22 protein-coding genes and 1 tRNA gene are annotated in these 23,099 nt (G+C 57.0%); 18 read left to right on the plus strand and 5 right to left on the minus strand.

The genetic code is table 11. The features are described from left to right. Positions 1–2: 2 nt before the first annotated feature. Both arsB and ACHZBF_RS00090 read right to left on the minus strand, forming a co-directional pair. Positions 3–1,091: an ACR3 family arsenite efflux transporter gene (arsB, locus tag ACHZBF_RS00085; RefSeq protein ID WP_029133144.1), complete on the minus strand. Its 1,089-nt coding sequence runs from the start codon at positions 1,089–1,091 to the stop codon at positions 3–5. Between the two features lie 39 nt (positions 1,092–1,130). Continuing rightward, positions 1,131–1,478, minus strand: coding sequence for a metalloregulator ArsR/SmtB family transcription factor (locus tag ACHZBF_RS00090; RefSeq protein WP_321527340.1), 348 nt, complete (start codon positions 1,476–1,478; stop codon positions 1,131–1,133). Positions 1,479–1,973: 495 nt separating this feature from the next. On the opposite strand from ACHZBF_RS00090, the gene ACHZBF_RS00095 reads away from it, so the two are divergent. The 8 genes from ACHZBF_RS00095 (at position 1,974) to ACHZBF_RS00130 (ending at position 9,152) form a co-directional block, all read left to right on the plus strand. Next, positions 1,974–4,160, plus strand: a complete 2,187-nt coding sequence (locus ACHZBF_RS00095) for a TonB-dependent receptor (RefSeq protein ID WP_321527341.1) — start codon at positions 1,974–1,976, stop codon at positions 4,158–4,160. Positions 4,161–4,171: 11 nt separating this feature from the next. Continuing rightward, on the plus strand, positions 4,172–5,002 hold the full coding sequence (locus ACHZBF_RS00100) for a hypothetical protein (protein ID WP_321527342.1): 831 nt from the start codon (positions 4,172–4,174) through the stop codon (positions 5,000–5,002). Further along, positions 4,999–6,051: a 4Fe-4S binding protein gene (locus tag ACHZBF_RS00105; protein ID WP_029133141.1), complete on the plus strand. Its 1,053-nt coding sequence runs from the start codon at positions 4,999–5,001 to the stop codon at positions 6,049–6,051. Before ACHZBF_RS00100 ends, ACHZBF_RS00105 begins: the two co-directional genes overlap by 4 nt. After that, positions 6,051–6,752 (plus strand): sulfite exporter TauE/SafE family protein, encoded by a 702-nt coding sequence (locus ACHZBF_RS00110; RefSeq protein WP_321527570.1) that lies wholly within the window; start codon positions 6,051–6,053, stop codon positions 6,750–6,752. Before ACHZBF_RS00105 ends, ACHZBF_RS00110 begins: the two co-directional genes overlap by 1 nt. Beyond that, on the plus strand, positions 6,749–7,411 hold the full coding sequence (locus tag ACHZBF_RS00115) for a MotA/TolQ/ExbB proton channel family protein (protein WP_245621699.1): 663 nt from the start codon (positions 6,749–6,751) through the stop codon (positions 7,409–7,411). Before ACHZBF_RS00110 ends, ACHZBF_RS00115 begins: the two co-directional genes overlap by 4 nt. A 19-nt stretch (positions 7,412–7,430) precedes the next feature. Beyond that, the gene (locus tag ACHZBF_RS00120) at positions 7,431–7,802 is read left to right on the plus strand and encodes an ExbD/TolR family protein (RefSeq protein ID WP_169720393.1); all 372 of its coding nucleotides are present in this window, start codon (positions 7,431–7,433) and stop codon (positions 7,800–7,802) included. Positions 7,803–7,966: 164 nt separating this feature from the next. Continuing rightward, positions 7,967–8,566, plus strand: a complete 600-nt coding sequence (locus tag ACHZBF_RS00125) for an energy transducer TonB (protein ID WP_394707537.1) — start codon at positions 7,967–7,969, stop codon at positions 8,564–8,566. A gap of 91 nt (positions 8,567–8,657) precedes the next feature. Continuing rightward, positions 8,658–9,152 carry a TlpA family protein disulfide reductase gene (locus tag ACHZBF_RS00130; RefSeq protein ID WP_321527344.1) on the plus strand — a complete coding sequence of 165 codons (495 nt, stop codon included), beginning with the start codon at positions 8,658–8,660 and terminating at the stop codon, positions 9,150–9,152. Positions 9,153–9,161: 9 nt separating this feature from the next. Here ACHZBF_RS00130 and ACHZBF_RS00135 read toward each other — a convergent pair whose 3' ends face one another. Next, positions 9,162–10,019 (minus strand): DMT family transporter, encoded by an 858-nt coding sequence (locus ACHZBF_RS00135; protein WP_321527345.1) that lies wholly within the window; start codon positions 10,017–10,019, stop codon positions 9,162–9,164. A 433-nt stretch (positions 10,020–10,452) separates the two neighbouring features. On the opposite strand from ACHZBF_RS00135, the gene ACHZBF_RS00140 reads away from it, so the two are divergent. Then, the gene (locus ACHZBF_RS00140; RefSeq protein WP_037375020.1) at positions 10,453–10,773 is read left to right on the plus strand and encodes a glycine zipper domain-containing protein; all 321 of its coding nucleotides are present in this window, start codon (positions 10,453–10,455) and stop codon (positions 10,771–10,773) included. A 311-nt stretch (positions 10,774–11,084) separates the two neighbouring features. Then, a complete protein-coding gene (locus tag ACHZBF_RS00145) occupies positions 11,085–12,248 on the plus strand; it encodes an IS481 family transposase (protein ID WP_335342930.1) in 1,164 nt (387 codons plus the stop codon). Between the two features lie 38 nt (positions 12,249–12,286). Here the strand turns inward: ACHZBF_RS00145 and ACHZBF_RS00150 are convergent. Then, positions 12,287–12,363, minus strand: a tRNA-Arg gene (locus tag ACHZBF_RS00150). A gap of 254 nt (positions 12,364–12,617) precedes the next feature. Between ACHZBF_RS00150 and ACHZBF_RS00155 the strand changes: the two genes are divergently transcribed. Beyond that, positions 12,618–13,397 carry a c-type cytochrome gene (locus tag ACHZBF_RS00155; protein WP_321527347.1) on the plus strand — a complete coding sequence of 260 codons (780 nt, stop codon included), beginning with the start codon at positions 12,618–12,620 and terminating at the stop codon, positions 13,395–13,397. Positions 13,398–13,484: 87 nt separating this feature from the next. Here the strand turns inward: ACHZBF_RS00155 and rep are convergent, their stop codons facing one another. Continuing rightward, on the minus strand, positions 13,485–15,494 hold the full coding sequence (gene rep / locus ACHZBF_RS00160; protein ID WP_321527348.1) for a DNA helicase Rep: 2,010 nt from the start codon (positions 15,492–15,494) through the stop codon (positions 13,485–13,487). Positions 15,495–15,591: 97 nt separating this feature from the next. On the opposite strand from rep, the gene ACHZBF_RS00165 reads away from it, so the two are divergent. The 7 genes from ACHZBF_RS00165 to pstA all read left to right on the plus strand — a co-directional run bounded on the left by ACHZBF_RS00165 (position 15,592) and on the right by pstA (position 23,038). Beyond that, entirely contained in the window at positions 15,592–16,305 is a 714-nt protein-coding gene (locus tag ACHZBF_RS00165; protein ID WP_037375019.1) for an LOG family protein, read from the plus strand. Between the two features lie 233 nt (positions 16,306–16,538). Continuing rightward, the gene (locus ACHZBF_RS00170) at positions 16,539–16,871 is read left to right on the plus strand and encodes a DUF2782 domain-containing protein (RefSeq protein WP_321527349.1); all 333 of its coding nucleotides are present in this window, start codon (positions 16,539–16,541) and stop codon (positions 16,869–16,871) included. Between the two features lie 134 nt (positions 16,872–17,005). Continuing rightward, positions 17,006–17,704 carry a phosphate regulon transcriptional regulator PhoB gene (phoB, locus tag ACHZBF_RS00175; RefSeq protein ID WP_321527350.1) on the plus strand — a complete coding sequence of 233 codons (699 nt, stop codon included), beginning with the start codon at positions 17,006–17,008 and terminating at the stop codon, positions 17,702–17,704. Beyond that, on the plus strand, positions 17,701–18,999 hold the full coding sequence (gene phoR / locus ACHZBF_RS00180) for a phosphate regulon sensor histidine kinase PhoR (protein ID WP_321527351.1): 1,299 nt from the start codon (positions 17,701–17,703) through the stop codon (positions 18,997–18,999). Before phoB ends, phoR begins: the two co-directional genes overlap by 4 nt. A 189-nt stretch (positions 19,000–19,188) precedes the next feature. After that, positions 19,189–20,235: a PstS family phosphate ABC transporter substrate-binding protein gene (locus ACHZBF_RS00185; protein WP_335340029.1), complete on the plus strand. Its 1,047-nt coding sequence runs from the start codon at positions 19,189–19,191 to the stop codon at positions 20,233–20,235. Between the two features lie 123 nt (positions 20,236–20,358). Continuing rightward, positions 20,359–21,747 carry a phosphate ABC transporter permease subunit PstC gene (gene pstC, locus ACHZBF_RS00190; protein WP_321527352.1) on the plus strand — a complete coding sequence of 463 codons (1,389 nt, stop codon included), beginning with the start codon at positions 20,359–20,361 and terminating at the stop codon, positions 21,745–21,747. Next, positions 21,740–23,038 (plus strand): phosphate ABC transporter permease PstA, encoded by a 1,299-nt coding sequence (gene pstA, locus ACHZBF_RS00195; protein ID WP_273437977.1) that lies wholly within the window; start codon positions 21,740–21,742, stop codon positions 23,036–23,038. Before pstC ends, pstA begins: the two co-directional genes overlap by 8 nt. Positions 23,039–23,099: the final 61 nt, after the last annotated feature.

A 23,099-nucleotide genomic window follows, 5' to 3' on the forward strand; every position in this document is an offset into this window, starting at 1 on the left:
AGTTATCCTCCAGGTGATTTTATGGCCGATTCATACCAGCCTTTTGTGTTATTGACGATCTTGACGACCGAGAGCATTACCGGCACCTCGATCAACACCCCGACCACGGTGGCCAGCGCGGCGCCGGACTCGAAACCAAACAGCACGATGGCGGTGGCCACCGCCAGTTCAAAGAAGTTGCTGGCACCGATCAGGGCCGAGGGTGCCGCCACGCAGTGGGCGACACCGAATCGGCGATTGAGCAGATAGGAGAGGCCGGAGTTGAAGTAGACCTGGATCAGGATCGGCACCGCCAGCAGGGCGATGATGGTCGGCTGCGCCAGGATCTGCTCGCCCTGGAAGCCGAACAGCAGCACCAGGGTAATCAACAGGGCCAGCAGGGAGACGGGACCAAGCCGCTCCAGGGTGCGTTGCAGGGCGGCCGGGCCGCCACTGTTCAGCAGCAGTTTGCGCCACAGCTGGGCCAATGCCACCGGCACAAGGATGTAAAGCACTACCGAGAGAAACAGGGTGTCCCAGGGCACAGTGATGGCGGAGAGTCCCAGCAGCAGCCCGACGATGGGGGCAAAGGCGAAGATCATGATGGTGTCGTTCAGCGCCACCTGGGTCAGCGTGAAGTGGGGTTCACCGTCCGACAGGTTACTCCAGACGAAGACCATGGCGGTGCAGGGGGCAGCGGCCAGCAGGATCAGTCCGGCGATATAGCTGTCGATCTGATCGGCCGGCAGCCAGTCGGCGAACAGGCCGCGGATGAAGAGCCAGGCCAGCAGGGCCATGGAGAAGGGCTTGACCGCCCAGTTGACGAACAGGGTGACACCGACCCCGCGCCAGTGCTCCCGGACCTGGTGCAGGGCACTGAAATCGATCTTCAGCAGCATGGGGATGATCATCAGCCAGATCAGGACGGCCACCGGGATATTGACCTGGGCGACTTCCATCCGACCCAGCAGCTGGAACGGGACGGGCAGCAGATGGCCCAGCAGGATGCCGGCAACGATGCAGAGAAAGACCCAGAGGGTCAGGTAGCGTTCAAAAAATCCCATCCTGGCGCCACTCTGCTGTTTGGCGACGGTTTCACACTGGCTGGACATGGGGGCTCCCGCTGGTCAGGTGTTGATGATGAGGTTGCGTCAGCCGGTGCAAAGCTCGGTGGCGCGCTGGTTTGTCGCAAGCAGCTTGTTGCTGTCTCCGGCGAAGGGCTCCTGGTCAGCGATTCCGTCGGCGGTAGTCTGGATCACCCCGGCAGCCCACTCCGGCAGGCCGGGGCTGATGCGGTAGTGAATCCACAGCCCCTCCTTGCGATCAATCACCAGCCCGGCCCTGCGCAACGCGGCCAGGTGGTGGGAGATCTTGGGTTGAGGCAGATCCAGCGCCTCGGTCAGTTCGCAGACGCAGAGCTCGTCATGACGGCTGAGCAGGGCAATACAGCGCAGGCGGGTGGGGTCGGAGAGGGCCTTGAAGAAGGTGCTGGGTTCCATATCTATAAATATCTATATATACCAATTTAGATATATATTTTAGCGATTCGTCCGACTATGGCAAGCGCTGTTTTTTGAGCGGGGTGTTCTCGTCGATCGGCTTAGCCGTGGTCAATCAGGGCGCGTCGGGTACCCCCAATTAATGCCCTGCATGGCCATGTTCAAAAGAGTGATCGATGGTGAGGGAGGCGTTTGCGGTCGGCGCTACAGAAAATATTTTTGGGTTAATTGGCGTACTAAATGTGTTGTTTAACTCAGGCGAGATAGGAATGTGACCGCCGTCAATTTTATAAGTTGATGAATATCAAAGAATTAATAAATTAGTTCGTCAGCTGGCTACCAACATACTTCTGAACATTCAGATCCAGGGCAATACAATTTTACCGCTCATTTTTAAAGGGAATTTAACCTGAGTATCGGGTGTTTTGTTTGCGGATGGGTAGTGGCCTCGTTCGCAAGTCCTTTTGATAATTTTAATTAGGTTGCGAAGTAGTTATGCATCTCAATAAATATAACAGTATTTTTAAATCATCCCTTGCCTCTTCCTTACTAATATTCAGTAACAGCCTGTTCGCGGCAGATTCCCAGAGTGGTGATGCGGATCCGGTATCCGACGAAGCGATAGACACCATCAGTGTCACAGCGTCCCGAATCGCCCGTGGCACCAAAGAGGTGCCGGCGGCGATCAACGTGATCGATTCCAAGCGTATTGATGCTGAGCAGATGCAGAACATCAAGGATGCGATCAGGGGCACTCCGGGTGTACTGATTGAATCGAAAAATGGCGGTTACGATTCGCGCCTGATCATCCGGGGAGCCGGTCAAAAAGCCAACTACGGTGTGCGTGAAATCATGGTGATTCGTGATGGCGTACCCATGACCGATCCCGACAGTTTCTCACGCTTCGATTTTATCGATACCCAGGATATCGAACGTATTGAAATCACCAAAGGACCCGGGTCGTTGTACGGCAGCGGTTCATCGGGCGGTACGATCCAGATTATTTCCAAATCCGTATTCGACGTGGATGGCAACCGGGTCAAGCTCGGAATTGGTGAAGATGGACAGGAGAATCTGCATTTTCGTTACAGTCAGGAGTTGAATGACAGCAACAGTGTCCTGCTGACCGGCTCCCATCGGGCCGCCGATAACAACTGGCGTGACTGGAATAACTTCGATACCCAGCAGTTGAGCCTGAAGCATGGGTTGATGCTGGATAGCGGTGCGACGCTGGAAACCGAACTCAGCTATTCCCAGGCGGACCTGCAGTTGCCCGGGTCGCTTACCGAAGCTGAATTTGAAACCTACCGCAACACCGGCGAACAGCACAACACCAGCAGCCAGTGGCAACACAGCGGTCGCTATTCAACCATCTGGTTCTTCAATACCCGTTATGAGCAGGAGTTCGGCGACCTGGTATTCAAGCCCCGCTTCTATTTCAACAGCTGGGATCACTATCATCCGGTCACCGGGGCGATCAACGACAATCCCGGCACCAATGTGTTTGGCACCGATCTGGAGTTTGCCTACAGCCATAACCTGTTGGGCGACAGCACCCTGGTGGGTGGTGTGACCGCGCGGCTGGACAAGACAGACGGGTCCAAGAAATATCAGTATGCGGACGTCGACACCGTTTTTGTTGATCCAGATGGACCTTTCGGGCCAAGTCCGTTCGTCAATCAGATTGTCCGAACTCTCTCTGATCGAAAGGGTGCCTTGTTATCCACGGAGGACTCCGCCAACACCCTGTTTGGCCTGTTCCTGCAGGAGACGGTACGACCGACCGACCGGCTGACCATCGACGCCGGGTTCCGTTTTGACCGGATGAATTTCGATATTGAGGAGATCGCTTATGGTGAATATGACTGGGGCACCAAAAGTTACGATACCTTCGGCGCGCCGGTCACCACCAAGACAGACACAAGCTTTGATCTTTTCTCGCCCAAACTGGGTGCCACCTATGCCCTGAACAAGACCTTAAGCGTCTACGGCATGGTGGCGCAGTCCGGCCAGGTGCCATCGGAGTCGGAAATTCAGAGCAACTCCAATCTGGATGCGGCAACCGCAACCAATGTGGAGATTGGTTTAAAGGCCAGAGCAAAGGATTGGAACCTTGATCTCTCCCTCTACAGGACCACTGTGACAGACGAGATTGTCTCGGTGCTTCAGCCTGGTAACCAGAGTGAATTCCAGAATGCGGGAGAGACCCTGAAGAAGGGCTTTGAGCTGAGCGGTAATGTGGCACTGGGCCGGCACTTCTGGCTGGGTGCCAACTACGCCTACAGTGATTACCGCTATCAGGACTTCAATGAGCTTGTGAGAATAATGGGGGTTCTTACTCCCTTCGACCGTTCAGGCAACCAGACCCCCTTCGTGCCCAATCACCAGTACAGCCTGAGTCTCGACTATGATCACCCGTCCGGTTTCAGGGCGCGTATCCAGGCCGACACCTGGGGCAGTTATTACATGGATAACGCCAATACGGAAAAGTATGACGGGTACGATTTTCTCACCAGCCTGATGCTCGGTTATGAGACCGGTGCGCACAAGGTGTCGTTGAACGTGGATAACCTGTTCGACAAGCGTTTTGCCACCGAGGTGAAAAAGGATACCAGCGGCAACAAAACCTATAGTGCGGGTTCACCCCGTACCGCAATGCTGAACTACACCTACAGCTTTTAACGGGGGTCCGCATGATCTGGTTGAATTATCGTCCGACGCTGGTGATATTTACCGCCCTTGTGGTGAGTGGCTGGTGCAGTGGCATGGCCTCGGCGCAAACTCAAGGTGCCGCCGGGGGCGCGGAAAAAAAGCCGCCCGCCCAGGCCATGCAACACAATCGCGGCCCCAAGAAACTGGCCTTGTCCAACGCGGATGGGGCGGTAGTCACGCTCTGGAAACCCGATCTCGGTAAACGTGAGCTCGAGCCCAAGATGGGCATGATTACCCTTCCGCCCACCGGCGTGGACAATTATCACGCCATTGTGGTGGAACGTGATTGGGGCGATTCGGTTGATGCCATCGTTCGCTATGAGTATATGCGAGGTAAGCCCAGTGGCGAGAGTCCGCGCAAATTAACTTCGGCGGTTAAGACGCCGGTCGAGGTAGTGCCGGATCCGCTGCCGAGGGAGCACCATCGTTATTACTCCAGGGCCGAGGCGGCATTTATTCTGCGCTACAAGAATCAGTTGCTGGCCAATCACCCGGTGGTATTACAGACCAGTAATGGCAGTTCCGTGAATGGGGTATCGGATAGCGAGGGACGGGTGGTGTTCCAGATACCGGATGATTTTTCCGACGTCGTGCCGGGTGAAAGGGATCAACGCGGAGCGGAGCTCAGTGTCAGTACGGAGTACCAGGCTGAGGGTGTCCAGTATAACAGTGTCTTGACTGCGGAATATCGGGTGTCTCCTGAGCACTGGCAATCAAAACCCTGGGGCGTCGCGGTTGCTGGTATCGGGTTTGTGTTCGGTGGTTTTTTAACCCGCCGTATAGCGCGCCATAAAAAAGGGGGAGCGAAATGAACCCGATAAAAAACCTCTCTGTTATTCGTAAACTGGTTCAACTGGGGGCCTTTTTGCTGCTGGTCTACGGCAGTGCCCTGGGCAGTTTTTATCTGGCCGACAAGATCACTGGTGCGCTGCCGGCATTGAGTTGTGCCTATGACATGAATGGCTCGGATCTCTGTGCGTTGATCCCGTTTCAACACCAGATGGACCACCGTTTGGGTCCGGTAATTAACCAGGGCGGCGATATACTGATGGGGTTGATGCCGACGCTGATTACCCTGGGTACATTCCTGATATTTTTTGTGGTTCTGAACAAGGCGTTCTGTGGCTGGATTTGCCCCTTGGGTACATTCCAGGAGTTGGTGCAGATCCTGGGGCAGAAGCTGGGGTTGCAACGAACAGAATCGGTAGACCCGGGCGTGGTACAGAAGACACGGCCAGTGAAGTGGGCGATTCTTGCGCTGCTGGTGTTCGGCTTTCCGTTAATGACCGGGTTGGGTTATCTCAATCATGATCTGGGCGATCCGTTCTGCAAGATCTGTCCCAGCCGGATTCTCACCACCCTGGCCAATGGCGACGCCAGCCAGCTGGTGGTCGATTCCGCGAGCACAACAACCATCGTGCTTACCCTGATCGCGGATTTTCTGTTTGGTCTGATGATTGCGCTGGCACTGACAGTCCGTCAACCGTTCTGCCGCATCTGTCCCATGTTGGCACTGCATGCCGTGTTCCGGAAAGTGGGGTTGTTGCGGCTGGTCAAGGAGGCCTCGCCACGTTGCGGAAAATGCGGACTCTGTGCCAAAGCGTGTCCGATGGATATCAAGGAGATCCATACGGAGATGGTCAAGAAGGATGTCACATTTGAGGATTGCACACTGTGTGGTCGTTGCGTGGAGTTTTGTCCCGACAAGGATGTGCTGAAGCTGAAATATGCCATGTTTCCGGTCTTCAAGGCCGATCCGCAATATTTCAAGGTACGTAAAAAGGCACAGAGCGTGTGGGAAAAGCGCACCTTGCGTTCGCTGTTTTCAAAAACAAAACAACGCGGGGTGACCGAACCGTGATGCCGCTTGAGCCGGTTGTACTCAGCTTCAGCGCCGTGCTTTTGCTTGGTCTGGGTTTTGGCTCCGGCCCCTGTAATATTGCCTGCCTTCCTTACCTGGGGCCGGTATTCACAGCTACCGGCGACGGCATCCGCAGCGCCTGGAGAATTCTGCTGCCCTTTTCCGCCGGCCGCCTTACGGGTTATGCCTTGCTGGGTGCCTTTTCCGGTTTTCTTGGACTGATCGTGCAGGACTGGATTGCCGCGCCCTGGGTGCGCTGGGTGCTGGGCGGGGCCACCATTACGGTGGCGCTTTCGTTGATCTGGCGGCGGCATAAACGTCAATTGAGTTGTAACTCAAGGCATGGAGGTGCTGACCCGGTGGAAGTTTCCCCGCCTGTTTCGGGCAGGTCGGAACCAGCGTTACCGAGTGGGTTGTTTTTAATGGGTGCCGGCATGGCGCTTAATCCCTGCGCGCCACTCACTACCGTTATTTTGGCGTCGGCAACCACCGGTAGCGCAGCCGCTGGCATGATGCTTGGGGCTGGCTTCGGTATCGGTGCGGTATTGATACCAACACTGGTCTTTTCATTGGGTGTTGCCCATTTCGGGCAACAGCTAAAACAACATTTGAGCCGCTGGGGTAACTCTTTGGAAAACGCCAGCGTCGGACTGCTGCTCATTATGGGCCTGGGGACAGCAATGGGATGGATAGCACCATGAGTATGGCTGAATTACTAACCAAGGGTGGACCCGTTGTCTGGTTGCTGGTCTGCTATTCTGCAATCGGTCTGGCCATTGTATTGGAACGATCGCTGCTGTTTTTGCGACAACGCAGACTCCCCCGGGCGTTGCAGGAAAATCTGAGATGCCTGCTCGATCAGCCGGAGAAGCTAGATAACTCGGATGCGAAGCCAGGCCCCGAGTACCGGATTGTGCAGGCGATCACGAATGCGGATGCAGGTGAAGTGGAAGATCTGCGCAGCGTAGGTAATCGTGTGCGAAGTGACGAACTACAGCGCATGGAGTATGGGCTTCGTACCCTGGGTATTCTGGGTAATACCGCACCGCTGCTCGGCCTGCTGGGTACCATTACCGGCATGATCAAGGCGTTCATGGTCATCGAGCAGGCGGGGGGTAAAGTGGATGCCCAGGCACTCGCCGGTGGCATCTGGGAAGCGATGATTACCACGGGCGTAGGGTTGGCTGTCGCCATTCCGTTGTTGATTTTGCTGCATTTCCTTGAGGGTGCGGTGGAACGGCGTAATCAATCAATGGAAACAACTATCGCCCTGTTGCTGGAGCGCAGGGGAAAGGCGCAGGCCTATCATGCCCCGTCGGAACAGCCGCATCATTGGGAAGGGATAACGGATGGCGTCTGAACCCAGACGACACTCCAATGTGGTGCTCAACCTGACACCGCTGATCGATATCGTCTTTCTATTGTTGGTGTTCTTTATGTTGACCGCCCACTTCATCGAGGAGGAGCGGATTGATATCCAATTGCCAAAAGCCAGCAGCAGTGAGCCGCTGGAGGACAGCAAATATGTAACGGTGACACTGACGCCAGATGGACAATTGCTGGTGGATGGAAGCGTTACGGAGTTGACTGATTTGACGGAAGTGCTGCGGGGCGCGCTGCATTCACCCGGAAAGAGTTTTGTCCGCTTAAAGGGTGATCAACAGGCAGATTTCGGTAAAGCGGTGCAGGTTATTGATGCGGCCCGTCTGGCAGGTGCCGAAGCTCTGGATATTCAAACCGAGAAGCCGTGACTGCGCGGGATATCAACTGGCGGCTGTTCGCCATTTTCTGTTCTATTGTCATCCATGTCCTGGTCATAGTGGATATATGGCAGAGCCGGGTTATCAGTGCGCCTGAAAAAATTGCTCAAGCTGATCCAACGCCCGTTCGGATAAGCTTTCCTTCTCCAAAACCCGTGGTGAAACAGGTAGAGCCAGAACCCGAACCCGAACCCGAACTGGAACCCGAGCCCGAGCCGGAACCCGAGCCCGAGCCGGAGCCCGAGCCGGAGCCCAAGCCGGAGCCCAAGCCGGAGCCCAAGCCGGAGCCCAAGCCGGAGCCCAAGCCCAAGCCCAAGCCCAAGCCCAAGCCCAAGCCCAAGCCCAAGCCCAAGCCGGAACCGGTTCCGAAGCAGGAGGAGGTGGTTGATCGTGCGCCGGTTGTTGAGCAGAAAATGCCGGATCTGCCAGAGACGGATCAGCCAGTGGTGACTCAACAGCCAACTCTGTCCGAGTTAAAGGATCTCTATATTGCACAGTTGTTGCGACATATCGAGCAATACAAACATTATCCGATACCGGCCAGGCGACGGGGTATTGAGGGATTGGTGCAGGTGAGTTTTACACTCTCGGAAAATGGCCGCATACAGGATCTGCAGGTTAAGGGGGGGCATAATTTGCTCAACAAGGCGACCCAGCGCGCGATGCAAAAAGCCTTGCCCCTGCCGGCGTCACCTGACTCCATCAGTTTGCCGATCCGGTTGAGTTTCAACCTGAAATATTCCCTCTCAATGTAGTGAAAACATCCCGCTGACAACGCAAAAAATAGAGTCGGGAAAAAGACGCGATAGCGTTGATCAGGTTATCCAGATGATAAAGATGTCAATCATGAGACGAATAACGCGTTACAGTTTGCTGATTTTCTGCCTCGCACTGCTATCTGATGCATGTGCGGAAGAGCAGCCAGTCTATGATCTGCAGGGCAATCAACGGTCGCTGGCGGAGTTTCAGGGAAAATGGCGGCTGGTCAATTACTGGGCCACCTGGTGTACACCTTGCCTGGAAGAGATACCGGAACTTGTCCAGTTTCATGCGCGGCATAAAGATAAGGATGCCGTAGTGATCGGTATCAATATGGAACAACTGGATGCGGAGGCCTTAACCATCTTTATGGACGAGCTTTCCATCAATTATCCTGTCTGGGTTGCCTCCCCTTCACAGCAGACCGCGCTGGGCCCGCTCTCCGGATTGCCAACCTCCTTCCTGGTTTCACCCCAGGGAGAAGTGGTTGCAAGGCAGGTGGGCGTGGTGTCCGCCCACATGATCGAGCGGTTTATTGCGCGTCAGACAGAGTCTGCCGAAACCGCTACTCAACAAAAATAGACCATTGGTTTAAGAGGTGCTGCGCTGTGTCACCACGATCGCAATACCGCCAAGAATGGCCGCCGAAGCGATCAGCAATCGCAGGGTGATTGCCTCGGACAATAGCAATACGCCGCCGAAGGCCGCGATGACGGGTACCGAGAGTTGCACGGTTGCAGCAGTGGTGGCCTTCAGTTCACGCAGGGCTGCATACCAGACGACATAGCCAAGCCCCGAGGCAATAGCGCCCGAGATGATGGCAATCGCCAATCCCCGGGTACTAAAGTGCAAGTTGTCGATAAACATAATACTCAGCAGCAGTCCCAGCGGTACCGCAAGCAGAAAGTTGTGGGCCGTGGACTGCAAGGGGTTGAATACACCGCGACCTCGCAATGAGTAGACGCCCCAACTGATGCCCGCGATTACCATAAGGATAGTGCCGATCGGTTCAGGGGCGGTAACCCCGGGTGACACTAGGTAAACCAGCCCTGTCAGGGCCACTGTCAGACCGAGCCAGGAGAGACCGGAGAATGGCTCACCGCTGCGTAGTCCGAAAAAAAACATGGTTAGTTGTACCGCGCCGAACAGGATCAGTGCGCCCGTACCCGCGCTGAGTGTGATATAGGCAAAGGAGAAGGTGGCCGCGTATATAAACAGCATGAGTGCTGCCAGCCAGTCGCTTTTAAGTGGCTGTTCCTGGGTGGTGCTGGGTAGATGCATGATCAGCCAAAGCATCAAGGCGCCCGAGGTCAGGCGCACCGTGGTAAAACTGGCTGCGTCGATGGCCTGTTCTCCCAGGGCCAGTCGGCACAGCAGGGAGTTGGCGGCAAAGGCCGTCATGGTCAGTGCGGTAAGCGACAAGGTTTTTATATCAACAGCGTGGGACATCCGGATTCCGTTATTTATTGGCGAAGACTTGTTAATCGGGTTCTGGGTGTCGGCGTGGCCGCGACTGCCGACTGTTAATATCTGGTAACTGGCGAGTCTTTAGGATAGATCAGACGGATAGCCGTTGATAGTAAAGGGAGTGTACTTGGTGGTGAAGGGTGCTTGTCCGTTCAGAGCGATTATTTAGTACGCGACCGGACCGGGTTTATCGTCTCGCTAATGGGTCCGGTCGTTTCTGGCGTTGTATCGCATGGAATTGTCTGTGTAGCCATGCGGTAGTGGCGATGGAATTTGCGGGATCGAACGGATTATCGGCAAATGCTCCAGGTCATGGTGTGGGTGCCTGATTGTGACAAGGGTCTCTATGGTTCAATGGTTAATGGGGATAACATAAGGGCGTTCCGTTACTTTGATCTGGGATCCTGAGAATACGATGAAATTACAATACCTGATTTTCTCCATCGCCCTGGTTGCCGTTGAAGCAACCGCAGACAGTTCAACCCTGGACGCCGCGATTGGTGGTGGTCTTGGTGGTGCTGCTGGCGCCGCAATTGGCAACGAGGTGGGTGGTCGTGACGGTGCGATTATCGGGGGTGCACTCGGTGCGGCAGTCGGAACAGCGGTTAACACCGAGGAAGAGTCCGGTCGCTCTTCCCCGCCTCCCGCAGTACGATATGAGAGCAGTGCGCCGCGTGGAGGCCATCCTGGCGCGTACCACTGCCCACCTGGCCAGAGGAAAAAAGGGCGCTGCTGATTAGTCCGGGGATCCCGGTTTTCTGCGGTGCTATGAGTTTGTGTTCAGGGTTTTGGTGAAAAATTCAGCGGCTATGCTCGATCTGTTTTTTTGCTTCGACAGGTTGCGATAGCTGTACCGCGCTTTTGAATTGACCCAATAGCAAACGCTCATTGTGCCAAAGGTGCGCCAATGAGGAACTTCTGGTGCTCGGAGTGTTGGTAAGTCTTTTGTGCTACCTGACACATAGGTTACAGACGATACCGGAGACATAGGTTACACATGACGGTATTTGGGAGGAATCTCAAATGCCCTGGAAAGAGTGTAACCGTATGGAAGAACGCCTTAGATTTGTTGCCCGTCTGCTTGACGGTGAAAAAATGGCTCCCCTTTGCCGGGAGTTCGGCATTTCCCGTAAAACAGGTTATAAGCTATTCAATCGCTATAAAAATGAAGGATTAGCAGGGCTGGAGGACCAAAGCAAACGCCCCTATCGGCATGCCAATAAATTGCCCTTCCAAATTGAACGCGCCATTCTCAAGATCAAGACGGAACATAAGAGTTGGGGCGCACCTAAAATCCGCGAGAAACTGATTCGCCTTTATCCAATGATTCGGCCGCCAGCCAAGAGTACGGTCCATGCCGTGCTTGATCGACACGGCCTGGTCACACGCAGAAAACGGCACCACCCAAAGGCTCAAGGCACCTCGCTACGTGACAGTCAAACCCCCAATGGACTCTGGTGTGCCGATTTCAAGGGCGAATTCCTGTTAGGCAATCGCTGTTATTGCTATCCGCTAACCATGACGGATTACGCCTCACGATATCTACTATCCTGTGAAGGCTTGGAGTCCACCAAGGAAGTCGGCGCTTTTCCTGTCTTTGAGCGGACCTTTAAACAATTTGGCTTACCGCAGGCTATCCGCACCGATAACGGCGTGCCTTTCGCCTCGCCCAATGCGCTTTTTGGTCTGAGCCGACTCTCCGTCTGGTGGTTGCGCCTGGGCATCGCTATCGAGCGGATTCAGCCGGGACAACCGCAGCAGAACGGGCGGCATGAGCGCATGCATTTAACACTGAAGAAGGAGGCCACTAAGCCGCCTGCGTTCAATTTTCTTCAGCAGCAAGAACGATTTGACCAATTTTTAGAGGTCTACAATAACCAGCGCCCTCACCAGGCACTGGGCATGAAGTACCCCGGTGAGCTGTATACACCTTCCACCCGTGAATATCGCGTTCCCGAAGTACCTGAATACCCTTTTCATGATCGCACCGTAAAAATCACGAAGTGCGGACGTATCTGCATCGGCCGCCGAAAAATTAATCTCAGTACGGTGTTCGCCGGTCAATATGTGGGTATTCGCGAGGTCAGTGACAAAATTTGGCTTGTCAGCTTTATGAAATATGACTTAGGATTTTTTGATGAAAACGAAGAAAGGGTTGAGCCAGCGCCCAACCCTTTCTTGACCGAAGTGTTACCTATCTCTCCGGTATAAAGTGTGACCTATGTGCTCGGTACACACCTTTGAAAAGATGGCGCGCCCGACAGGATTCGAACCTGTGACCCCTGCCTTCGGAGGGCAGTACTCTATCCAGCTGAGCTACGGGCGCTTGAGATTCCTTCCCACCGTTTTTTCGCTGCGGTGGGCGAAGAGGGCGTATCTTACCCTGAGGTACCCGGCACGTCTATCCCATCTCCCCCGTTTCCGGGCGGTGATACCGGGTTGACAGTCGATCTTTATTACGGTTGTCGTTATACTGCGCCCTGTTAAATCCGGGGCGGGCCAATGTATGGCGTCAGACGCCCATCCATATGATCCCGATGTATGAGGAGTTAGATTGTGAGCCCTAAAGCTGTTTCCCATATGAAAAGTATGACTATGGCGGGTATTGCCGTCCTGGTTATGAGTAACCCGCTGATGGCGCAGGATCGGACCGAGGTGATCGAGCGTATCAAGCCGGTCGGCCAGGTCGCGGTAGAGGGGCAGGCTCAGTCCGCAGCCACATCCACTGCGGCCGCAACCCCGACCGCGGCAGCGCCAGCCGCACCGGCCGATCCGGCTGAGGCACTCTATACGGCCAAGGGCTGTACCGCCTGTCACGGCGCCCAGGGCAAGGCGCCCATTATGTCCACCTATCCGAAGGTAGCCGCCCTGCCTGAACAGTACATTCTGAATCAATTGAAAGACATCAAGAGCGGCGCCCGCAACAACGGCCAGAGCGCGGTCATGAAAGGGATTATGGCGGCTGTTTCCGAAGAGGATATGAAAGTGCTGGCGGCCTGGCTGAGCAGTCTGCCCCGGGGTGAGGCTGCTCCTGCCGCCGCAGCGCCTCCGGCAGCACCAGCTACCGCAGCACCAGCCCCGGCAGCCGCCGCGCCGGCTCCATCCGCTGACCCCGGTGCGGCGTTGTATGCAGCCAAGGGTTGTGCCGCTTGCCATGGGGCAGACGGCAAGACCCCCATCATGTCCACCTATCCCAAGGTGGCCGCGCTTCCCGAGCAGTACATTTTCAACCAGATGAAAGATATCAAGAGCGGTGCCCGCAATAATGGGCAGACTGCGGCGATGAAGGGAATTATGGCGTCCGTTTCCGAAGAGGATATGAAGGCGATCTCCGGCTGGTTGAGTCAGCAGCCGCGCTAAACAACCAGGCCGATGGCAGGTTAAAGGGCATGCCATGGCATGCCCTTTTTAGTTTGATGACGTGCTTCGTTTATCCCATGGACCTGTCTATTTACCCAGCAGGGAGCGCAGGTTGGCCAGGTGGGCATTGCCCCGTTCCTGTTTCTCCTCTTTGGACAGGCTGTCACCCTGTCGTCCCTCCCATTTCAGGTCGGCTTCCGGCAGTTCGCCCAGGAAGCGGCTTGGCTCACAGGCGATTATCTCCCCGAAGCGTTTGCGTTTCTCGGCAAAACTGATAGTGAGTGTGCGCTGGGCCCGGGTGATGCCCACGTAGGCGAGGCGCCGCTCCTCCTCGATATTGTCCTCTTCGATGCTGCTCTTGTGGGGCAGCAGCTCCTCCTCCATGCCCACCAGGAAGACATGGGGAAACTCCAGGCCCTTGGAGGCGTGCAGGGTCATCAGGTGGACCTGGTCGTTACCGCTGTCGTCGTCCTGCCGTTCCAGGATATCCTGCAGGGCAAGGTGGTTCACCATCTCGGTCAGGCTTTCGCCCACCCGGTCACCCTTGTGCAGCTGATCCAGCCACTGCACCAGTTCCAGCACATTCTCCCAGCGCCGCTCCGCCACCTTGTCGCTGGAGGCCTTTTCATACAGCCAGTCCTCGTATTGCAACTCCCTGAGCATGTCGCGCACGGTCTCTACCGGATGGTCCCGCTCCGCCCTCTGCTGGAATTGTCGGACCCAACCGGCAAATTCGCGCAGGCGTTCCAGCGGCCGGGCCGAGAGGTGCTGCTCCAGCCCCAGTTCGTCGCAGGCGGCCAGCAGGCCCGCGTCCCGCTCGGTGGCGTAGTTGCCGAGCCGTTCCAGGGTACTGGCACCGATCTCGCGCCGTGGGGTGTTGACGATGCGCAGGAAGGCGGCGTCATCATCCGGGTTGGCCAGCAGGCGCAGGTAGGCCATCACATCCTTGATCTCGGCGCGGCTGAAGAAGGAGGTGCCGCCGCTCAGGAAGTAGGGGATGTTGTGCTGACGCAGGGCGGACTCGAACAGCTTGGCCTGGTGATTGCCGCGATACAGGATGGCGTAATCGCCGTGGGCGGCGCCGGAGGTGAATTTGTGGTGGATGATCTCCGAGACCACTTTTTCCGCTTCATTCAGTTCGTTTTTGCAACTCATGACGCGGATCGGTTCACCGGGGCCCAGGTCACACCAGAGGCGTTTTTCAAACACATGGGGATTATTGGCGATCAGGGTGTTGGCCGCCCCGAGAATGCGCCCCGAGGAGCGGTAGTTCTGCTCCAGCTTGACCACCTTGAGGCGCGGGAAATCCTCCTTCAGGCGAATCAGGTTCTCCGGTCGGGCGCCGCGCCAAGCGTAGATCGACTGGTCATCATCGCCCACTACGGTGAGGGATTGGCGCACGCCGACCAGTTGCCGGACCAGCTCATACTGGCTCAGATTGGTGTCCTGGTACTCGTCCACCAGCAGGTGGCGGATGCGGTTCTGCCACTGCTCCAGGCTCTCCGGGGACTCGCGAAACAGCCGCACCGGCAGCAGGATCAGGTCGTCGAAATCGACTGCGTTGAAGGCGCGCAGGGAGCGCTGGTAGTGGGCATAGAGCAGGGCCGAGCGTTGGTCCAGCTCGCTCTCGGCCCGGCTCAGTGCCTGTTCCGGGCTGAGCATGTCGTTCTTCCATTCGGAGATGCGCCACTGGTAGCTGGAGGCGACCTCGTCATCTCCCTTGCCCTTGCGCAAGAGCTCCTTGAGCAGACTCTCCGCATCCTGCGCGTCAAAAATAGTGAAGCCGGATTTCAATCCCAGCAGTTTGTGTTCGCGGCGGATGATGTTGAGCCCAAGGGTATGGAAGGTGGAGATGCTCAGTCCCTTGCTGTTTTTGCCTTTCAGTAGCGCCGCCACCCGTTCCTTCATCTCCCGTGCCGCCTTGTTGGTGAAGGTGACGGCGGTGATGTGGCGCGGCTGCATGCCGATGGTCTCGATCAGGTAGGCGATCTTGCGGGTGATCACGCGTGTCTTGCCCGAGCCCGCGCCGGCCAGCACCAGCAGCGGGGTGTCGATGTGTCGTGCAGCCTCTAGCTGGCTGGGATTCAGGTCAGACATCTCTTTGGACAGAAAACAGGATAGAATCTAATGGTTCGTGTGGAAGTGCTGGCGGGTCACTGCCGGTATTATGCGGAAAAGATGAGGGATAGACCAGATGGCGAAGAACAAAGATTACTCTGAGCGGCCGCAACAGAGCCAACTCTCCCGGGAGTCCTGGAAGGTATTCCAGATCATGGCCGAGTTTGTCGAGGGTTTTGAACAGCTTTCAGGTATCTGGCCGGCGGTCAGTATCTTTGGTTCGGCGCGGGCCGGGAGGGAGAGCCCGGATTATCTGAAAGCGGAGCAGATTGCCTATCTGCTGTCAGAGAGCGGCTTCGCGGTGGTCAGCGGTGGCGGTCCCGGTATTATGGAAGCGGCGAACAAGGGCGGGCATCGGGGACGGGCGCCCAGTGTGGGGCTCAACATTGAGCTGCCGAAGGAGCAGCAGCCCAATCCCTATCAGGATATCTCCCTGCACTTCAAACATTTTTTCTCCCGCAAGGTAATGTTCGTGAAATACGCCTCGGCCTATGTGGTGATGCCGGGTGGTTTCGGTACCCTGGATGAGTTTGCCGAGATCCTGACCCTGATACAGACCGGCAAGACCCGGCGCATCCCCATCATTCTGGTGAACGCCGGGTTCTGGAGCGGACTGCTCGACTGGATGCGCAATACCATGTGTGCTACCGGCACCATATCCGCCAGCGACCTGGAACTGGTGCAGCTTTGCGAAGAGCCCCAGGAGGTGGTGGATGCCATTTTCGCCCATTATGAATCGCGCGGTTTTGAACCCTCATTTTCCGAGCAGGAAATCCTTCTGGAACTGTAATATGATTCCGCTTCCGGCGTTTTCCCGTCAGGTCCGGGCGCGGTTCAGAAAAAACACCCAGGGGCCGCTAAAATTACCATTAGGGTAACGTCATATTAACGGCTGCCGCCTATCCTTTTGCCGGGTTTGAGCGGATGTTAATGGTTGGTGTTTGAACCCCTGTCTCAGAAACCATGGGCGTTGTCTGATACCTAATATGATCAGGTAGCCCGGAAAAAGGAAACGAGAAGAAGATGAAAAAAACATTACTGGCCACGCTGCTTCTGCTGGTGGCGCCACACATGCTCCTGGCGCAGGAGTCCGCCGCACAGCCCGAGCCTCCGGATCTGCCGCCCAAGGTGGAGAGCGGCGAGGTGCTGGAGCCGGAGGTGACCATTATCGAGAGCGAGAAGGGCACTACCGAGGAGTACCGTATCAACGGCCGGCTCTATATGGTGAAGATCACCCCGATCGCCGGCCCGGCCTACTATCTGCTGGACAATAACGGCGATGGCGTGCTGGATGTGCGTGAAGAGGCGCGCCCGGGGAATATCTCCATTCCCCAGTGGGTACTGTTCAGTTGGTAACTACTCACTGCCTGTATTGTCTTGATCCAGCCGAATCTGCCTGCCGGGTTGTCATCAAACTGTAATGTTGTGACGGTGTAATATTCGCTTCACACAACCCGCGGTTGGCAATCAGAGAAGGCAGAGTGACGCGTATGGCGACAAAGATCCTGGTCGTTGAAGATGAATCCGCAGTACGGGACATGATCCAGTTCGTACTTGAGCAGTCCGGTTACGATGTGATCGGCGCAGAGAGCGTGGACAAGGCGAAGGAGCGCATGGCCGATGCGCCACCGGATCTGATCCTGATGGATTGGATGTTGCCGGGGGTCAGCGGGGTGGAATATACCCGTGAACTGAAGCAGGACCCGGTGACGCGCGATATCCCGATCATCATGCTTACTGCCCGTGGCGAAGAGGATGACAAGGTACGCGGGCTGGAGTGCGGTGCCGAGGATTATGTCACCAAGCCGTTCTCGCCCAAGGAGCTGGCGGCGCGCATCAAGGTGATCCTGCGTCGGGTTGCTCCCCACGCCACCGAGGAGGCGGTTCAGGCAGGTGACCTGCGGCTTGATCCGGTCTCCTATCGCGTCACCATGGGCGACCGGCCGATCGAGCTGGGTCCGACCGAGTTCAAGCTGCTGCACTTTTTCATGACCCACCGGGAGAAGGTCTACAGCCGCTCCCGTCTGCTGGACAAGGTGTGGGGCACCAATGTTTACATTGAAGAGCGCACGGTGGATGTGCACATCCGACGCCTGCGTCAGGCCCTCGAACCCTTTGACATGGATGGTCTGATCCAGACGGTGCGTGGTGCAGGCTATCGATTCTCGGAGCAGGTTGCAGCTCGATGAGCCTGGAGCAGGCGTGGCGGAGTGAACTGGTCGCTGCCGGTTTCTTCGCCCTGCTGCTGATTCCACTCGGCCTGGGCAGCGGCTACCTGATCCCTTTCCTGTGGGGCGGCCTGACGCTCTACCTTGGCTGGCATCTCTACCAGCTCTATCGCTTCACCCGCTGGCTCGGCAAGCCGAAGCGTCATCCTCGTCCCCATCTGTTCGGTATCTGGCGCCCCCTCATGCAGCGGGTGGATGAACTCTCCGGCCGTGGGCAGAAACGCAAGCGCAAGCTCAACCGCATGCTCAGCGGCTTCCTCGAATCCACCGGCGCGCTGCCGGACGCCACTCTGGTGCTGAATGACGAGGGCAGGCTGGACTGGTGGAACAGTGTGGCCGCGGAGTTTCTCGGCCTCGATCGCAAGCGGGACAAGGGCGCACTGATTGATGATCTGATCTCTGATCCGGTGTTCCTGAACTATCTGCATGCCGGCCACTATGGCCGGTCGCTGCAGATGCCGGCGCCGGTGAATGCCAATATCAGTCTTGAGGTGCGGGTGGTTCCTTATGGCAAAGGTAAGCGCTTACTTCAGGCGCGGGACATTACCCGTTTGCATCAACTGGAGATCGTGCGGCGCGATTTCGTGGCCAACGTCTCGCATGAGATACGTACCCCCCTGACCGTGGTGCACGGTTATGTGGAGACCATGCTGGAGAGCAGCGAGGCGTTTCTGGGACCCTGGAAGCGAATCCTCGGCCAGATGCAGGTGCAGACACTGCGCATGCAGCGGATCGTAGACGATCTGCTGCTGCTCTCCCGCCTGGAGACGCGGCGCAATAATGAGGGGCAGGGGGTAGTTGGAGTCTACTCACTGTTACGCGGAATCGTGGAAGGGGCGCGCCAATTGAGTGGCGACAGCGGACATCAAGTCAGCTTGGAAGCGGATGAACGGTTGCGTCTGGTGGGTAACAGCCACGAGCTGGAGAGTGCCTTTGCCAATCTCGTCTATAACGCGGTCCGCTACACCCCGGCGGGCGGGGAGATTCGTATTCGCTGGTGGCTGTCGGGCAGTGGTCCCTGTTTCTCCGTGACCGATAGTGGTATCGGGATTGCACCGGAGCACATTCCCCGGCTGACCGAGCGCTTCTACCGGGTGGATGTCGGCCGCTCCCGGGAGAGCGGCGGTACCGGTCTCGGTTTGGCGATCGTCAAGCATGTGCTGACGCGGCACGATGGGAAATTGGTTGTGGAGAGTGAGCCGGGCAACGGGAGCGTCTTCACCTGCTGTTTTCCACATGCCCGGGTGGCTTCGTGAAGTTTGCGGTTCCATAGGGCGGGCCATGCCCGCCGATTAACACAGCGATCCGTGCCAACCACTCTTTCCGCCGGTCCGGTGCGCTGTCACGAATCTGTAACACTAAACCAAGACTCCTGTAACAAAACATCCCGATAATTTTCTCCAGGTTGAATATAGCAATTACTCAATGACCTGGAGGTCTCAGTGATCAACAATCGTCTTATCCTGGCTGCCGCACTGACCGCTGCCGCCGCATCAAGCGTTCAAGCCGCTTCGCGCGACTACATCTCCGTGGTCGGTTCTTCCACGGTTTACCCGTTCGCCACCGTGGTGGCCGAAACCTTCGGCAAGACCACTGCGTTCAAAACCCCGAAGATCGAATCCACCGGTTCCGGCGGCGGCCTGAAGTTGTTCTGTGCCGGAGTGGGTGTTGAGCATCCGGATATTACCAATGCGTCACGTCGCATCAAAAGTTCCGAGGTTGAGCGTTGCGCCAGCAACGGCGTAAATGACATTGTTGAAGTAAAGATCGGCTATGACGGTATCGTGATTGCCAATGCCAAGTCCGCACCGCAGTTTAACCTGACCCGTCGTGACCTGTTTCTGGCGTTGGCCAAGAAGGTGCCGAATGTCAACGGTGGCGGCGAGCTGATCGATAACCCCTACAAGACCTGGCAGGATGTCAATGCCAGTCTGCCGGCGACCGCGATCGAGGTGCTGGGTCCGCCGCCCACCTCCGGCACCCGTGACGCCTTTGTGGAACTGGCCATGGAAGGCGGCTGCAAGACCTTCGACTTCATCAAGGCGATGAAGAAACAGGACAAGAAGACGTACAAGGGGATCTGTCACAGCATCCGCGAAGATGGCGCCTTCATCGAGGCGGGTGAGAATGACAACCTGATTGTGCAGAAACTGGAGAGTAACCCTGCGGCATTGGGTATTTTTGGTTTCAGTTTCCTCGACCAGAACGCCGACAAGGTGCAGGGCTCCATTGTCGACAATGTGGCACCCACCTTTGAAGCGATTGCCGATGGCAGCTATCCGGTCTCGCGTCCGCTCTACTTCTATGTGAAGAAGGCGCACGTTGGCAAGATCCCGGGCATCCAGGAGTTTCTGGCCGAGTTCACCAGTGACAAGGCCTGGGGTGAAGAGGGTTACCTGGTGGACAAGGGCATGATCCCGATGCCTAACCAGGAGCGCAGCCAGTTTGCAGCCGATGTCAAGGGGCTGAATATTCTCAGGTTGGCCAAGTAAATTTATCTCTTATGCAAAGTGCTGTTCCGGTCGGGAATAGCCTGTCGCGACAAAGCCCTCTTCCGGGAATCGGCAGAGGGTGTTGTCGTGCATAAGCCAGGAAGTAGCTGTTGCTGAAGTACTATGTCTAACACCCTACTCATTTTGATATTGCTTGGCCTGATGGTGCTCGCCTATTGGCTGGGCGTGCGCCGCTCCCGGCGACTGGTTGCGGGTTCCGGTGGCGTGCGCGCCCTTCACTCACTGCCTGCCTATTACGGTTTCTTCACCGCGCTCTGGTGCGGGCTGCCGGCGCTGCTGGTGCTGTTTCTATGGGTTTCGCTGCAGCCCGGGGTGATCCGGGACCTGGTGATCTCGGATCTGCCGGAAATGGAGCGTGCATTGCCGCCGGCACAGCTGGGCCTGGTCATAAACGATATCCAGAATCTTGCCCAGGGCAATATCGTTTCCGCTGAGGTGAACCCGGCCATGGAGCAGGCGGCGGCGCATTATCAGCGCCTGCAGCAGACGGGTTACGCCGCATCCGTGGTCGTGGTACTGAGCCTGGCGCTGGCCGGCCTGTCCCTGGGGTGGCGCCTGATCACACCCAAATTCAGGGCGCGCAATCGGGTGGAATCGGTGGTCAAGTGGCTACTGGTGGGCTGCTCCACCATCGCCATCTTCACCACGTTGGGTATTGTACTGTCGGTACTGTTCGAGGCGATCCGGTTCTTTGAGACGGTGCCCATCACGGAGTTTCTGTTCGGCCTGGAGTGGAGCCCGCAGATGGCTATCCGCGAGGATCAGGTCGGCTCTTCGGGTGCCTTTGGCGTGATTCCGCTGTTTGCCGGTACCTTGCTGATCGCCCTGATTGCCATGCTGGTGGCGGTACCGATCGGACTGATGTCCGCCATCTATCTTTCCGAATATGCCGGAGCGCATTTCCGTGCCTGGGCCAAGCCGCTACTGGAGATCCTTGCGGGTATTCCGACGGTGGTGTACGGCTTTTTTGCCGCCCTCACCGTGGCCCCATTCATCCGCAACAACGGCGCGCTGCTGGGGCTTGATGTCTCTTCCGAGAGCGCCCTCGCGGCCGGTTTGGTGATGGGGATTATGATTATCCCGTTCATCTCTTCCCTGTCCGATGATGTGATTAATGCGGTACCCCAGACCATGCGCGACGCCTCCCTGGGAATTGGTGCCACCCATTCTGAAACCGTGCGCAAGGTGATCCTGCCTGCCGCGTTGCCGGGTATTGTCGGCGGCATTCTGCTGGCGGTCTCCCGGGCCATCGGAGAGACCATGATCGTGGTAATGGCGGCGGGTCTGTCGGCTAATCTGACGGCCAATCCGTTGCAGAGCGTGACCACGGTAACGGTGCAGATCGTCACCCTGCTGGTGGGGGATCAGGAGTTTGACAGTCCCAAGACGCTGGCGGCATTCGCCCTGGGTCTGCTGCTGTTCCTGATCACCCTGGTTCTCAACGTGGTCGCCCTGCATGTGGTGAGAAGGTATCGGGAAGCCTATGAATAAGCCGGCAGTTGAACAGATGCGAACCATTGACCGGGTCAATGCCACTCTCAAGCAGCGCTATAACCGGGAGCGCCGTTTCCGCCGGTTTGGTCTCGGCGCGGTTTTGCTGGGCCTGCTGTTTGTCGGTCTGATGTTCCTGAACATCATCGGCAACGGTTACAGCGCTTTTCAGCAGACCCGTATTCTGCTGGAGATCGACTACCGTGCGGAGGTGATTGATCCAACCGGGGCGCGCGATCCCGCGACCCTCTCATCGGCAGATTACGCCGCCCTGGTCAAGTCTTCGCTGCGGGCGCTTTTCCCTGCCGTGCAGGGGCGCGGGGAGAAGCGCGAACTCTATGGCATGCTCAGCAGTGGAGCCTTTCTGGAGTTGCGCCGGCGGGTCATGGCGGATCCCGGCCTGATCGGTACCCGCGAGCAGCTCTGGCTGCCGGTGGATGATGATATCGACATGCTGGTGAAGGGATATATCGATCGCCGGCTGCCGGAGTCGGAGAGGCGTCTCGATAATCGCGTGGTGGCTTGGGTCGAACAGCTGGAATCGACCGGGGCGATAGAAAAACAGTTCAATCTGACCTTCCTTACCGGTGGCGACTCACGCGAGCCGGAACTGGCCGGCATTGGTGGTGCCGTGATGGGCTCACTCTATACCCTGATTGTCACCTTGCTGTTGTCATTCCCGATCGGAGTGGCGGCGGCGGTCTATCTGGAGGAGTTCGCCCCGCGCAACCGCTGGACCGACCTGGTGGAGGTCAATATCAACAACCTGGCGGCGGTGCCCTCCATCGTGTTTGGTCTGCTGGGGTTGGCGGTGTTCATCAACTTTTTCGGGCTGCCCCGGTCGGCGCCACTGGTGGGCGGCATGGTGCTGACCCTGATGACTCTGCCGACCATCATCATCGCCAGCCGGGCGGCTTTGAAGTCGGTGCCGCCGTCAATACGTGAAGCCGCGCTGGGTGTCGGTGCGTCGCGCATGCAGACGGTGTTTCACCATGTGCTGCCGCTGGCCATGCCCGGCATGCTGACGGGCACCATCATCGGTATGGCTCAGGCGCTGGGCGAGACCGCGCCGCTGCTGATGATCGGCATGGTCGCCTTCATCGTGGATATTCCCGGCGGTGCACTCGATCCCTCCACGGTGTTGCCGGTACAGATCTTTCTCTGGGCCGACAGTCCGGAGCGGGCCTTCATGGAGAAGACCTCGGCGGCCATCATGGTGCTGCTGGGCTTCCTGATACTGATGAACGTGATCGCGGTTATCTTGCGCAAGCGGTTTGAGCGTCGCTGGTAACTGATTTTAGTGAACAAGTTAAGACGGTTAAAAAACAGAGTAGATAACTGAATGCAGAACA

It is taken from the genome of Sedimenticola selenatireducens (assembly GCF_963675335.2).
Taxonomy (GTDB): Bacteria; Pseudomonadota; Gammaproteobacteria; order Chromatiales; family Chromatiaceae; genus Sedimenticola; species Sedimenticola selenatireducens.